This window comes from Streptomyces sp. NPDC046716 (assembly GCF_040645755.1).
GTDB lineage: Bacteria > Actinomycetota > Actinomycetes > Streptomycetales > Streptomycetaceae > Streptomyces.
In genome coordinates this window covers 45,325-59,164 of sequence record NZ_JBEYYU010000009.1, presented here as the reverse complement: position 1 = coordinate 59,164, position 13,840 = coordinate 45,325, and the positions used below count along the sequence as shown (strand labels likewise).

Genomic DNA, 13,840 nt, shown 5'->3' with positions numbered 1-13,840 from the left:
CGAAATGCGCCGCCGTCAATCGAGGGTGCGGGCCAGGTAGGCGCGCAGCAGTTCCCTGGTCTCCGCGATGATCTGTTCGTCGCCCGCCGGGTCCAGCCGGAACGCGAGCCGCACCAGCGCGTCGGCGGACTCCACCGCCACCAGGAACGTCCGCCGCAGCGCGTCGTCGACGGCCCGGCCGAGGTGCGGGGCGAGGAGGTCGGTGAGGGTGTCCGCGACCCGCAGGTTGGGGGCGGAGTCGGGGTCGCCGACCGGGATCTGGGTGCCGAAGTCGACCAGGGAGAAGCCCGGGGCGGTGCGCTTCATGGCGAGGTACTCGTCGAGGATCGCGTCCATCGCCGCGCGCCAGTCGTCGGCCGGGATGGCGCCGAGGCGCCCGGTGACGCGCTCCGCGTAACGCTCCAGGTTGCGCTGGGCCAGGGCGTCGACCAGGGCGCGCTTGTTGGTGAAGAAGCGGTAGACCGAGCCGATGGGGACGTCGGCGGCGCCCGCGACGGCCCGGGTGCTCAACTGCTCGTAGCCGACCTCGTCGAGGAGATCGGCGCAGGCGTCGAGGATCCGGCTCAGCCGCTCGGCGCTGCGCTGCTGAACGGGCGTACGACGCAAGGAGGTCGGATGAGGCATGCCGGTCACCCTACGGCCGACTCACGGAGATGGGGACGCCGACGGGGACGCCGTCTCCGCTCCGGACGCGGTGAGGTCGGCGGTGGCCTCGACGGGTCTGCCCTCGACGGCCCAGACCGTGCCGTCGTCGGCGTAGAGCCGGACGGTGACCTTGTGGGTGCCGCGGCTGACGCGGGTGCCGGGCAGCCGGTAGTCGACGGCGTGCAGCCGGGTCAGGCGCGTGCCGTCCAGGGAGAGCTGGGCGTAGCCGCGGCCGTGCACGGCGCGGTCCGCGGCGTCGTCGGCGCTGAACCGGAAGTTGCTCACCCGCAGCCGGATGTCCCAGCCGCCGTCGGGCCGCGGGTCGGGCTGCACGATCAGGCCGACCTCGGGGGCGTCCTCGGTGGGGACCTGGCGGAAGTGGTGGCCGTCGTCATCGGTCGTGTCGAGCACCTTGCCGACCCGGCGCGGGCCGCCGTCGTCGTCACCGCACCCGACGAGGCCCGTGAGGAGGGCGCAGGCGAGGAGGGTGGCGGCGAGGGCGCGGGCCGGCGTCGTCCTGGGCATGCTCGGACAGTAGGGGACCGGACACGTTTTCGGATCCGTCTCGGGGAGGAGGCCTTCAGAGGGAGATCGAATCCGGCCGGACTGCGTCTTGCGTGGGCCGATCCCGAATCCTACGGTTGAGCATAGGAATCATGGACGAGGGGCGAGGGAGCGATTCATGAGCGGGGACGCACGCAAGACGGCCGATGCCCTGGCCTACGCGACGGGCTTCGGGAACGAACACGGCTCGGAGGCGGTGCCGGGCGCCCTGCCGCAGGGGCGCAACGCACCGCAGCGCGCCCCGCTCGGTCTCTACGCGGAGCAGCTCAGCGGCTCCGCGTTCACCGAGCCCCGCGCGCACAACCGGCGCTCGTGGCTGTACCGGATCCGCCCCTCGGCGGCGCACCCCGAGTTCACCCGGACGGACAACGGCACGGTGCGCACGGCCCCCTTCACCGAGTCGGTCCCCGACCCCAACCGCCGCCGCTGGAACCCGCTGCCCGACCCCGCCCCCGGCACGGACTGGCTGGCGGGCCTGTGGACGCTGGGCGGCAACGGGGACGCGACGCAGCGCACCGGCATGGCCGTGCACCTGTACGCCGCCGACTCCTCCATGACGGACCGGGTGTTCAGCGACGCGGACGGCGAGCTGCTGATCGTGCCCGAGCGCGGCGGGCTGCTGCTGCGCACCGAGTTCGGGCTGCTCGCCGCCTCCCCCGGCGAGGTCGCGCTGATCCCGCGCGGGGTCCGCTTCCGGGTGGAACTGCTCGACGCGAGCGCGCGCGGGTACGTGTGCGAGAACTACGGGGCGCCGTTCCAGCTCCCCGACCTGGGCCCGATCGGTGCCAACGGGCTGGCGAACGCACGGGACTTCAGGGCCCCGGTCGCCGCCTACGAGGACGTCGAGGGCCCGGTCCAGGTGGTGAACAAGTTCTGCGGCAACCTGTGGACGGCGACGTACGACCACTCTCCGCTGGACGTCGTCGCCTGGCACGGCAATCACGTCCCGTACGTGTACGACCTGAGCCGTTTCAATGTCATCGGCTCGATCTCGTACGACCATCCCGATCCGTCGATCTTCACCGTGCTGACCTCGCCGTCGGACACCCCCGGGCTCGCCGGTGTCGACTTCGTGGTGTTCGCGCCGCGCTGGCTGGTGGGCGAGGACACGTTCCGGCCGCCGTACTTCCACCGGAACGTGATGAGCGAGTACATGGGGCTGATCGAGGGCGCCTACGACGCGAAGGCCTCCGGCTTCCTGCCGGGTGGCGGGTCGCTGCACAACATGATGTCGGCCCACGGGCCCGACCGGGAGACGTTCGACAGGGCCAGCGCCGCCGAGCTGGTGCCGCAGCGGGTCGACGACGGGCTGGCGTTCATGTTCGAGACGCGCTGGCCCGTGACGGCCACGGCGCAGGCCGCTGCCGCGGGTCACCTGCAACAGGGCTATGACGATGTGTGGCGCGGCTTGGAGCGTCATTTCCGGGGGTAGGGGAGTCGGATGTCGTCTGCGGGCCGGCCTCTGAGGGCGAGCTTCGCTCGCTTCAGGGGCGCGGGGAACCGCGCGACCAGCCACGACGCACCCGCACCCCGAGAACGCACCCGCATTGCACATCACGTCGCCGACCGATACGGATAACCCCGTGACGTCATTCGCCCCGGACTCGATCGTCCTGAACCGCAAGCTGCCGCTCTGGTATCAGGTGTCGCAGTCCCTGCGCGCCTCGATACTGGGCCGGTCCCCGCAGGACCCGCTGCGCCTGCCCACCGAGGAGCAACTGGCGGGCCACTACGGCGTCTCCGTGCTCACCATGCGGCAGGCGCTGAAGGAGCTGGAGGACGAGGGGCTGATCACCCGGCACCGGCGCCGCGGCACGTTCATCGAACCGGCGGCCCGGCGGGGCGCCCCGGTGCGGCTGCTCGGTTCGGTGGACGCCATCGTGGCGCAGCAGTCCGGGATGACGGCCGAGCTGCTCGAACACGGCACGATCCCGGTACCGGCGGCGCTGACCGACCACTTCCCGGGTGCGGAGCAGGTAGCCACGTACCACCGGCTGCGCAGCGACGAGAAGACCGGCGAGCCGACGAACCACGCCCGCAACTACATCCGGCCCGAACTCGCCGAGCGGGTCGACGTCGCGGATCTGGAGCGCTGGCCGATGACGAAGGTGCTGCGGGACGTCGTGGGCGTGCGCATCACCCGGGTCACGGACTCGGTGGAGGCCCGCCTCGCGGATCCGGAGACGGCCCGGCTGCTCGAAGTGCCGCTGCTCAGCCCGATCCTGCACTACACGGGCATCACGTACGACGAGGAGGGCAGGGTCCTGGACGTGGCGGTGATCCATTATCGCGGGGACCGCTTCTCGTTCTCGGTGACGCTGGACGCCGACTGATGCACGGGCGGGGGGACGTACCATGCCGGGCGTGACGAACGACCGCCCCGTCGAAGCACACGCAGACGCCGACGCCATCGCGCTCGCGGACCTCATGCCCTGGTCCGTGGCACCGCTGCGGCTGGGCCGCGGCTGGCCCGTCGCGCCGGACGCCGCGTCCCTGAAGGCCCGTTGGGAGACGTTCGTCGACGGCGACCCCGCCCGGCGCGAGACGCTGCTGGAGGCGACCCGTCACCGTACGCTGCACACCGCGGCCGCCCAGCTCCCCGGCGTCCATGCCGGCACCGAGCCGCTCGCGCACGCCGCGGGGCCGTGCCCCGAGCCGGTCCGCGTGCTGCACGGCCCGTTCGACGAGCAGTGGCTGATCCCCGATCAGCGCCTGATCGACGCGGCCCGGCCCGAGTTGTGGCGGGTGGCGGACGAGCGGCAGCTGTACCTGGTGGAGCAGGGGTACGTGCCCGACGCCGGCGGCCCCGCCGTGCTGGCCTGCGCCGTGCTGCCCGAGGGCCGCTCCCCCGCGGGCCGCCCCGGCCGCATCCGCCCGCTCTACCGCCGCCCGGGCGCGGCGGAGCCGAACATCGCGCCGGGGCTGCTCCAGCACCTGTCCGGCACGTACGACCACGAGGTCACCGCCGCCGACCTGTTCGCCTGGATCCTGGCCGTGGCCGGGCGCGGCGCCGACCGGACGTGCCGGGTGCCGCTGCCCGTGGACCCGGACGTCTGGCGGCGCGGGGTCGACCTCGGCCGCCGTGTCCTGTGGCTGGAGCGGCGCGGCGCAGGCACCGAGCGCCCCAAGTTGCCGGGCGGCCGGCGCCCGTACGTCCGCGCGCCGCTGCCCGACCGGCCCGCCGAACTCCGCTACGACCGTGAGGAGGAGGCCCTGCTCGTCGGCGACGGCCGTATCTCGCCGGTCCCGGCGGCCTCCTGGGACTTCCAGGTGAGCGGGGTGCGGGTCCTGGAGCAGTGGTTCGCCCGCCGCACGGCCCCGGCCGAGCCGGGCACCCTGGCGGCGGTCCGCCCGAAGACCTGGCCGCAGCCGTGGACGTCGGACCTCCTTGAGCTGATCACCGTGCTCGCGCTGCTGGCCGAACTGATGCCTGAGCAGTTGGAGTTGACGGCGGCCATCGGCGACCGGATCACCCCGGCCGAACTGACCCGCGCCCGCGTCCTCCCGATCCCGTCCCCCGCCCGCCGCCCGGCCACGGTCCTGGACCACCAGGAGGAGGGCCCCGGCGGCCAGTTCGCCATCCTTTAGGGGCGCGGGGCTGTATCGATGTGCGGCTCCGCCGCGTGGGCGCGAGCAACGCGACGAAGCCGCACCGGCTCCGATCGTCAGGTCTGGGGAGCGAGTTCGGGGCCGAGCGAGGTGAACTTCTCCTGCGACACGACCCGCTCGGGCGGCCAGGTGATGTTGTTCGGCGGCCACTTCTGCCCGGTCTTCTTCAGGAACCAGGCCGGCGGCTCGTACATCGGGGGTTCATAGCCGTCCGGCAGCGCCGTCCTCCACTCGACGTCCTTGGTCCGCTCCTCGAACTCGTCCTTGATCGCCTTGAGACGGGCGGGCTGGGTGATCAGGTCGAGCGCCGTCGCCGCGAGATATTTCGCGGCGGCCACCACGGCGGCCTGGCCGGGGGCGGCGGCCGCGCAGGACGCGGTGGACCAGGTGTGCATCTTCGTCCCGATCGGGGCGAGCGCTGCGCCCATCGACACGGTCGGCACGTTCCAGCTGATGTCGGCGACATCGGTGGAACCGCCGCCGAGGAAGACCGGGTTGGGCGGGGTGAGCTCACCGATCTTCGCGTGCATGCCCTGCTGCGGCAGCCCCGGCGACTCCTGCAGTTCCTTCGCCAGGGTGTGGGCCGCGGCCGGGAAGTCGGGCGGCCCGATCTGCCGCATGTTCTCGTGCAGCAGCTCGGCGAAGGACTTGGACGGCAGCTGGTTCCAGCAGGCGGAGGTGATGCGGTGCCGCACCTTCGTCTGAGAGGCCTTGCCGGCGGCCTCGGAGACGGCGATCACCTTGTCGAGCAGCACCTGCACGCGGGCCGGACTGCCCTCGCGCACGTAGTAACTGATCTCCGCGATCTCGGGGGTGACGTTCGGTATGTCGCCGCCGTTGTTGATGACCCAGTGCAGGCGGCCCGACGGGGCGAGGTTCTCCTCGCGCAGGAACTCCGACATCGTCGCCATCATCACGGCCGCGTCCAGCGCCGACTTGTTGCCGAGCGGGGTGCCGCCGTGCCCCGCGACACCGAGGAAGGTGAAGGTCACGGCGGTCATCGCGGTCGTCGAGCCCCAGCCGGTGGCGTTGGCGGTCGAGGGGTGCCAGTCGAGGAACGCGTCGAGGCCCTTGTACACGCCCCGGCTCACCGCGTACGTCTTGCCGATCAGCGTCTCCTCGGCGGTCGAGCCGAAGAACTTCACCGTCACCGGCAGCCTGTGCTTCCTGGCGGCCTGGGCGACGGCGGCGGCAGCGGACGCCGCGGCCGTGCCGAGCGCGCTGTGGCCGCAGCCGTGGCCGGGCCCGTAGCCCGGGGCGAAGGGGTCGTGGACGTACTCGCGCGGGTCGTGGTGGCCGACGCCCTTGTTCTGCGAGAGGCCGGGCAGCGCGTCGTACTCGCCGCTGAAGCCGAGCACGGGGCCGCCGCTGCCGTAGGAGAACGTGGCGGTGAAGGCGGTCGGGAAGCCGGCCGTGCCGAACACGACGTCGAATCCCGCCTGTTCGAGGAAGGCGGCCTCGGCGATCGAGGATTTCCACTCACGCAGGGACAGCTCGGCGTTCTCCCAGATCTCGGCGTTCAGGGCCGTGATCCGGGAGGTGTTGCCCTTGATCCAGGCCAGGGCGGTGGACTTGGCGGGGCTGTCCTCGGCGAGGCCGTCGGGGGCGGTGTACGCGGCGGGGGTGGCGTCGTCCGCCGCGGCCATCGCGGGGTCCGCGTCGGCGGCCGTCACGGCGGCGGTCACTCCGGCGGCGCCGAGCAGCTGCATGATGCGGCGCCTGCTGAGCTGGGGACCCGAGGCCATCAGCGCCTGGGTGTGGTCGTGCTGGTCGTGCAGGTCACACACGCGAACCTCCGGGGGTGAGGTGGGTGTAGCTGTACCGGCCATTGATGATCAGCCGCCACCCTGGACCCCGAAAGTTGCTCCGTCAACATCCGTGCATGACAACGGTGTTACGGGAAAGCCCCGGGCCCGCACCCGACTCCCCCGCCGAGGCGCCCGCCGCATGCCGTGGGGATGACGGTCGCGGAGATGCGCAGCGGTACGCCGTACGGCGCGGAGGTCGGATACGGGCCCGGGGCCCTTGCTGGACGGGCGGCCGCCTAGTGGCCGCCGAACAGCGAGCGGCGCAGTCGCCGCAGTGGTGCGAAGAGCGAGACCCGCCGCACCCGCGCACGGCTCGTGCTGCGCTCATCGTGCGCGGTGTCACGCGCGGTCAGCTCACGCATCAGCGTCGTCGCCTCGGCCGTCTCGCGCTGCGGGACGGCGGGGCCGCCGAGCACCGAGAGATGGCGGTCGAGCCGCGAACTGGTCGCGCTGCTCCCGCAGGTGATCGCAGGCACACGAGGCCTGCTGCGCACTGTTATCTGTTCCATGTCACTCCCCACCCGTACGAGGGCACCCGGCCCGGGCAGGTTAACCCTATCGCCCCATCGCGACACTCGTGTATCCCGGTCGCAGGATTCACCTCCCTCATAGGGAGGTTGACGGCCCCTCACCGGTTACTCTCCGAATCCAACTGAATTCAGGGCGAGTTGGACAAGATGGGCGCCAGACGGACGTTTCGAGCTGCGATCCGGACGGGCCGTGACCGTCAGTAAGGATGCGACCGAGGTCAAGTCGGTGGCCGGATACGGCGTGTCGGAGCCCCTGTAGGGCAGTCCCGCCAAGGAACTCGGGGGTGCGGAGCCCTCGATGGCGACCCGCAGCCGGTGCTCCCGGCCGCGCGGGCCGGCGACGGGCCGAGGCGACGACGGAGAGGCCGGGCCCGGGTGACCCGGGCGGCCGACGCGGCGAAAACGTGGGCGATATCACGTGCCGCGACCCGGCGCGCGGCCCGCTGTTCGCGCTCCGCCGCCGCGCGCACGCCGCGGACGCGACCCGATGGCCCGCGCGGCCCCGCGGCGCGGACCAATCCACGGCGCCCCGCGGCCCGAATGGCCGTCGAGAAGCCCGCGCGTCGGTGCGGGCCCCAGGTTCAGGGCGCACGGATGTGTGAGGACGGACGCGATGACAGCAACTGCCAGGACACGGCCGGGCTTTCGCCCGCTGGCCGCGCTCATCAGCGGAGTACTGGCCGCCGGGGGGCTCGCCGCCGGCGCGACCACGCTGCAGCCGAGGGAGGCCCGCGCCTCCAGCCACCGGGAGGCCCCGCTGATCTCCGGGGACCCGCAGCACGACACCACGGACGTGTACGCGTTCGTCAGCCCGGACAGGCCGGACACGACGACGCTGATCGCGAACTGGACCCCGTTCGAGGAACCGGCCGGCGGACCGAACTTCTATCCGTTCGCGGAGAACTCCCAGCACGACATCCACATCGACAGCGACGGGGACGGCCAGGGCGATCTGCTGTACCGCTGGACGTTCCACACCAGGACCAGGAACGGCGGCACGTTCCTCTACAACACCGGCCCGGTCACCGCGCTCGACGACCCGGACCTGAACGTCTCGCAGACCTACGACATCGACCTGCTGAAGCTGCGCGACCAGAAGACCGTCTCCACGACGAAGCTCGCCGACGATCTCCCGGTGGCGCCGTCGAACGTCGGCAGGGCGTCGATGCCGGACTACAAGACGCTGCGCGGCCAGGCGATACGCCGGGTGAAGGGCGGCGGCACGGCGTTCGCCGGGCAGGCCGACGACCCCTTCTTCCTCGATCTGCGGGTCTTCGACCTCCTCTACGGCAGCAATCTGTCGGAGGTCGGCCGCGACACCCTCGCCGGGTACAACGTGAACACGGTCGCCCTCCAGGTCCCGACGGCCTCCCTGACGCAGTCGGAGCGGCAGCCGGTCATCGGCGTCTGGTCCACCACGCAGCGCAGGAACGCCGAGGGCGACTGGACACAGGTCTCCCGGCTCGGCTCGCCGCTGGTCAACGAATTGGTCATCGCCCAGAAGGACAAGGACCGGTTCAACGCCTCGCACCCGTGGAACGACGCGGACTTCCTGCCGTACGTGACCAGGCCGGAACTGCCCAAGCTGCTCCGGGCGATCTACAAGCTGCCCGCTCCCGCCGAGCCGCGCGACGACCTGGTCTCCGTGTTCCTCACCGGAGTGAAGGGGCTGACACGGCCGCCGCGCGTCCGGCCCGCGGAGATGCTGCGGCTCAACACCTCGGTCCGGCCGTCCGGTTCACCGAAGCGGCTGGGGGTCCTCGACGGCGACAGGGCCGGATTCCCGAACGGCAGGCGGCTGACGGACGACGTCGTCGACATCGAGCTCCAGGCCGTCGAGGGCGAACTCGTCGGCAAGAAGAACGACTTGGGCGACGCGGTGAACGCCAACGACCAGAAGTTCGGGGACTCCTTCCCCTATGTCGCGCTGCCGTCCTCCGGATCACGCGGACGATCGGCGAAGGCGGGAGACGCAGACGACACGTCCCGCAGCGTCCTCAACGGCGGCGCGCTGGGATCGAGTTCGTCCCGGTCCGGCGACGACACCGACGACAACACGCTGCTCGTCGCGTCGGCGGCGGCCGGGGTGGCGGGCGCGCTGCTGATCGGACTCGGCCTGGCCTGGTGGCGCGGACGGACGCGGCGCCGCGGGCTGCGCTAGCCGCGCCCGCCGCACCGCCGACGACACCCTCCGTTCCCGGAAAGCCCCAGAAAGGCGGCCCCCATGGCTCCGCGCCTCTCCGGACGCACCGCCGTCGCCGCGTGCGCCCTGGCACTCGCCCTCACCGGGGGCGCGCTCGTGGCCGGCGGCCGCGGCGGGGACGGGCCCGCGCCCGCCGCCGTCGCCCCGGCCGCACCACCGGGGCAGCGGCTCGGCACCGCCGGTCCCGACCGCTCCGTACGCGCGCTCCAGGCCCATCTCCGCGCCCAGCCGCGGGACTTCGGCGGTTGGGCGACGCTCGGCACGGCCTATGTGGAACAGGCCCGCACGCTCGGCGACCCGTCCCGCTATCCGCAGGCCCGGCGCGCCCTGACCCGCTCGCTGGAGCTGCGCCCCGAGGGCAACGACGCCGCCCTGGCCGGGCGCGCCGCGCTCGCCGCGGCCCGGCACGACTTCCGCGGCGCCCTGCGCGACGCCCGCCGCGCGCTCGCCGTGAACCCGTACAGCGAGGGCGCGCTGTCCACCCGTATCGACGCCCTCGTCGAACTCGGCCGGTACCCGGCCGCCGCGCGGGCCGCACACGAGGCGGACGCCCGCCGCCCGGGCATCCCGGTCCTCACCCGCCTCTCGTACGTTCATGAGCTGCGCGGCGACGTCACCGGTGCCCGGCACGTCCTGACCCAGGCGCTCGCCGCCGCGTCGGCGCCCGGCGACGTGGCGTACGTGGCCACGGCGCTCGGCCTGCTCGCCTGGCGGCAGGGTGATTTCGGTACCGCGCTGGAACGGTGCGAGCGGGCCCTGCGGGCGGCCGCCGACTCGGTGTCCGCGCTGGAGTGCCGGGCGCGGGCCCGCGCCGGACGCGGGGACACCGCCGGCGCGATCCGCGATCTGCGGGACGTGGTGGCCCGGTACCCGCTGCCGGGGCCGCTCGTCGCGCTCGGCGAGCTGTACGAGGCGCGGGGCGATCCGCGCGCGGCCCGCGAGCAGTACGGGCTGGTGGCGGCGTGGGTCGCGACGGCCCGCGCGAACGGTGTCGACGTCGATCTCGACACCGCGCTCGCCGCGGCCGACCACGGCGACCGGGCGGCCGCGCTGCGGGCGGCGCGGGCCGAGTGGGCGCGGCGGCACACCGTGCACACGGCGGACGCGCTCGGCTGGGCCCTGCACCGCGCCGGGCGCGACCGCGAGGCCCTCCGGTACGTCCGGTTCGCGACGCGGACCGGGTTCCGGGACGCGTCGTTCCTGTACCACCGGGGAGCGGTGGCGCGGGGCGCCGAGCGGCGGGAGTGGCTGGCGAAGGCGCTGCGGTGCAATCCGGCGTTCTCGCCGCTGGGCGCGGCCGAGGCCCGGCGGCTGCTGCGGGAGACGCCGTGAGGATTACGCCGTCGGCCCGCTGCGCCGTTCTCGCCCTGCTCGGCGCCCTCGTCCTTCTTCTGGCGCTCCCCGCCGGGCGGGCGTCGGCGCATCCGCTCGGGAACTTCACCACCAACACCCATGACGGGCTCGTCGCCGCTCCCGGCCGGCTTCTGGTCACCCATGTCGAGGACCTGGCGGAGATCCCCGCCGCCCAGGCCGAGCCGGCCATCGGGCGTGCGGGGCTCGCGCGCTGGGCCCTCGACCGGTGCCGGCGGGCCGCCCGCGACTCCCGGCTCACCGTCGACGGCCGGCCGGCCGCGCTCACCTCGGGTGCGGGCCGGGCCGCGTTCCGGCCCGGGCAGGCGGGGCTGCGCACCCTGCGCGTCGAGTGCCGGTCCACGGCGCCCCTGCCGCGTACCGCCGCCGCGCTCGCCTTCCGGGCGCCGGGCGGGCCGGGGCCCGGCTGGCACGAGATCACCGCGCAGGGCGACCGGACCACGCTGACCCGCAGCGACGTCCCCCGCGTCTCCGCATCCCGGCTCCTCACCCGCTATCCGAAGGGCCTGCTGTCCTCCCCGCCCGACACGACCTCGGCCGCCGTCCGCGTCCGCCCCGGCGGCCCGGCACTGGCCGCGCAGCGCCCGGCGCCGGACGTCTCCGGGGCCCTCCCCCGCGGCGCCGACCGCTGGACCCGCGCGCTGACCGGCCTCGTCGCCCGGCACGACCTGACCCCGGGCTTCGCCGGACTCGCCCTCGGCACCGCGCTGCTCCTGGGCGCGCTGCACGCCCTGGCACCCGGGCACGGCAAGACGCTGATGGCGGCGACGGCGGCCGCGCGCGGCCGGGCCCGCCCGCGCGACGTCCTGCCGCTCGCGGCCTCGGTCACCGTCACCCACACCCTGGGCGTGGTCGCGCTCGGCGCGCTGGTCATCGGCGGCTCCGCGGCCGCGCCGTCGATCGTGGCCTGGCTCGGCCTGGCCGCCGGCGCCCTGGTGACGGGCGCGGGAGTGCTGCTCGTCCGCAGGGCCTGGCGCGGCAGGCACACCCCGCACGCACACCCTCACAGCCACAGCCACAGCCACAGCCACGATCACCGGTCCGGTCGCGCACGGCCCGCCCCGACCGTGCGCGGTGCCCTGTTCCTCGGTTTCGCCGGCGGTCTCGTGCCCAGTCCGTCGGCCGTCGTCGTGCTGGTCGGTGCGGCCGCGCTCGGCCGGGCCTGGTTCGGCGTGCTGCTGGTGGTCGCGTACGGGGCCGGGCTCGCGGTGACGCTCACGGCCGCCGGGTTCGTCGTCGTACGGGCGGGGACGTTCGCGGCCCGTCGGCTGGAACGGGCAGGGACCGGGACCCGGCGGGCCGCGGGGCGGCTGCTTCCGCTCGGATCGGCCTGTGTCGTCCTGGCCCTCGGGTGCGGATTGGTGTTCAAGGGGGCCGCAACGGCCCTCGGTTGAGCTACTTTTGTTCAGACTTGTCGTGTTGTCGTGGCGAGTGGGGGCGGCGCCCGTGAACACAGGGCCGGGGAGTGGCGGGAGCAGCGGGCGGGTCGTCGCGGGCCGGTACCGGCTGCTCGACCCGATCGGCGAGGGCGGCATGGGCACCGTGTGGCGGGCCCATGACGACGTGCTCGGGCGCGAGGTGGCCGTGAAGGAGGTGCGGGCCCCGGCGGGCCTGCCGACGGCGGACCGGGACCGGATGTACCAGCGCCTGGAGCGCGAGGCCTGGGCCGCCGCGCGGATCTCGCACCGCAATGTGATCACGCTGTACGACGTGGCGACGGACGACGAACGCCCGTGGATCGTCATGGAGTTGGTGCGCGGCGTCTCGCTCGCCGACCAGCTCGACGCCGAGGGCCCGATGCCCCCGCAGCGCGCGGCGCACATCGGCGCCGAGATCCTCGCCGCGCTGCGCGCCGCGCACGGGGCGGGGGTGCTGCACCGCGACGTGAAGCCGGGGAACGTGCTGCTGTCGAACGACGGCCGGATCGTCCTCACCGACTTCGGGATCGCCACGGTGGAGGGCACACAGGCGCTCACCATGACGGGCGAGGTGATCGGCTCTCCCGAATTCCTGGCTCCCGAGCGGGCGTTGGGGCGCACGCCCGGTCCGGAGTCGGATCTGTGGTCGCTGGGTGTACTGCTGTACGCGGCCGTCGAGGGGCATTCGCCGTTCCGGCAGGACACCCCGCTGAGCACGCTGCGCGCCGTGGTCGACGAGGAGTTGCCGGCGCCGCGCCGCGCGGGCCCGCTGGCGCCCGTCATCGAGGGCCTGCTGCGCAAGGACCCGGCCGAGCGGACCGGTGCGGCGCAGGCCGAGCGGGATCTGCGGATCGTCGGCGCGGGCGGCGCGCTGCGCGGAGACCCGGTACAGGCCTCGCCGATGTCGTCGATGCCGACGGCGACCTCGCGGCAGCCGTCCGCCGCGCCCACCCCGCCGCTTCCCCTGCCCGCGGCCGGCACCACGTCGGCCGTCCCGGAGGACACGGGCCCGCGGGCGGCCCGCCGCGCCTCGCGCGCGCTGACGGCCGGCCTCGTGATCCTGCTGCTGGCGATCGGCGGACTGACGTACGCGCTGCTCGACCGTGACGGCGGCGGCGGTGACGGTGGTGACGGCGGGAATTCGTCGGCCGGCGGCTCCGGCGGTGGCACCAAGGGCGGCGGGAGCCCGAGCGCGTCGGAGTCGGAGTCGGAGTCGGAGTCGGAGTCCTACGGCGCCACGTCGTCGTCCGGCCACGGCGGCGGGAGCGGGAGCGGCGGTCACACGACCACGCCCGCCCAGTCGGTGCGGGTCAGCGTCTCGGCGGTCCGCGGCAGTTACTCGGGGCCCTGCCCGCCGCCGGGTTCCGCGGCCCCCGCCTTCGCGGCGACGATCACCGTGGGGCGTACGCCGGCGAAGGTCGAGTACCGGTGGGTGACGAAGACCGGCGAGCCGTCGGACGCGGGCTGGAAGTCCCTGAGCCTCGGCTCCGGCGACGCGAAGAGCCGCACGGTGAACACGACGGAGACGCGGTACGAGGACGGCGGCACGCTGCACGACGAGATCGGTGTGGAGGTGCGCGCTCCGGTCGCGGTGAAGTCCAACTACGTGGCCTACGCCGTGACGTGCGAGGTGGTGACCCCCTCCACGGGAGCCACCACCGGTTCACCCACGCCGTGAGCCGGCGCTCACGG

At 73.9% G+C, this 13,840-nt stretch carries 11 protein-coding genes; 7 read left to right on the top strand and 4 right to left on the bottom strand.

What is annotated here, in order from left to right:
* Nucleotides 1–15: 15 nt before the first annotated feature.
* Nucleotides 16–633: a TetR/AcrR family transcriptional regulator gene (locus ABZ930_RS09430; protein ID WP_361544122.1), complete on the bottom strand. Its 618-nt coding sequence runs from the start codon at nt 631–633 to the stop codon at nt 16–18.
* 12 nt (nt 634–645) lie between these two features.
* Nucleotides 646–1,170: a hypothetical protein gene (locus ABZ930_RS09425; RefSeq protein ID WP_361544119.1), complete on the bottom strand. Its 525-nt coding sequence runs from the start codon at nt 1,168–1,170 to the stop codon at nt 646–648.
* Between the two features lie 157 nt (nt 1,171–1,327).
* Between ABZ930_RS09425 and hmgA the strand changes: the two genes are divergently transcribed.
* From hmgA to ABZ930_RS09410, 3 genes are all read left to right on the top strand, one after another.
* Entirely contained in the window at nt 1,328–2,641 is a 1,314-nt protein-coding gene (hmgA, locus tag ABZ930_RS09420; protein WP_361544116.1) for a homogentisate 1,2-dioxygenase, read from the top strand.
* 151 nt (nt 2,642–2,792) lie between these two features.
* Nucleotides 2,793–3,542, top strand: coding sequence for a GntR family transcriptional regulator (locus ABZ930_RS09415; protein WP_361544113.1), 750 nt, complete (start codon nt 2,793–2,795; stop codon nt 3,540–3,542).
* 22 nt (nt 3,543–3,564) lie between these two features.
* A complete protein-coding gene (locus ABZ930_RS09410) occupies nt 3,565–4,797 on the top strand; it encodes a type ISP restriction/modification enzyme (protein WP_361544110.1) in 1,233 nt (410 codons plus the stop codon).
* Nucleotides 4,798–4,874: 77 nt separating this feature from the next.
* Here ABZ930_RS09410 and ABZ930_RS09405 read toward each other — a convergent pair whose 3' ends face one another.
* Both ABZ930_RS09405 and ABZ930_RS09400 read right to left on the bottom strand, forming a co-directional pair.
* Nucleotides 4,875–6,605, bottom strand: a complete 1,731-nt coding sequence (locus tag ABZ930_RS09405; protein WP_361544107.1) for an amidohydrolase — start codon at nt 6,603–6,605, stop codon at nt 4,875–4,877.
* A 257-nt stretch (nt 6,606–6,862) separates the two neighbouring features.
* Entirely contained in the window at nt 6,863–7,135 is a 273-nt protein-coding gene (locus tag ABZ930_RS09400; RefSeq protein ID WP_361544104.1) for a hypothetical protein, read from the bottom strand.
* 634 nt (nt 7,136–7,769) lie between these two features.
* Between ABZ930_RS09400 and ABZ930_RS09395 the strand changes: the two genes are divergently transcribed.
* The 4 genes from ABZ930_RS09395 to ABZ930_RS09380 all read left to right on the top strand — a co-directional run bounded on the left by ABZ930_RS09395 (nt 7,770) and on the right by ABZ930_RS09380 (nt 13,826).
* The gene (locus ABZ930_RS09395; protein ID WP_361544101.1) at nt 7,770–9,317 is read left to right on the top strand and encodes a DUF4331 domain-containing protein; all 1,548 of its coding nucleotides are present in this window, start codon (nt 7,770–7,772) and stop codon (nt 9,315–9,317) included.
* Nucleotides 9,318–9,380: 63 nt separating this feature from the next.
* A complete protein-coding gene (locus tag ABZ930_RS09390) occupies nt 9,381–10,691 on the top strand; it encodes a tetratricopeptide repeat protein (protein ID WP_361544098.1) in 1,311 nt (436 codons plus the stop codon).
* Between the two features lie 35 nt (nt 10,692–10,726).
* Nucleotides 10,727–12,124, top strand: a complete 1,398-nt coding sequence (locus ABZ930_RS09385) for a sulfite exporter TauE/SafE family protein (RefSeq protein WP_361544463.1) — start codon at nt 10,727–10,729, stop codon at nt 12,122–12,124.
* A gap of 52 nt (nt 12,125–12,176) precedes the next feature.
* Entirely contained in the window at nt 12,177–13,826 is a 1,650-nt protein-coding gene (locus ABZ930_RS09380) for a serine/threonine-protein kinase (RefSeq protein WP_361544095.1), read from the top strand.
* The last annotated feature ends 14 nt before the right edge of the window (nt 13,827–13,840 follow it).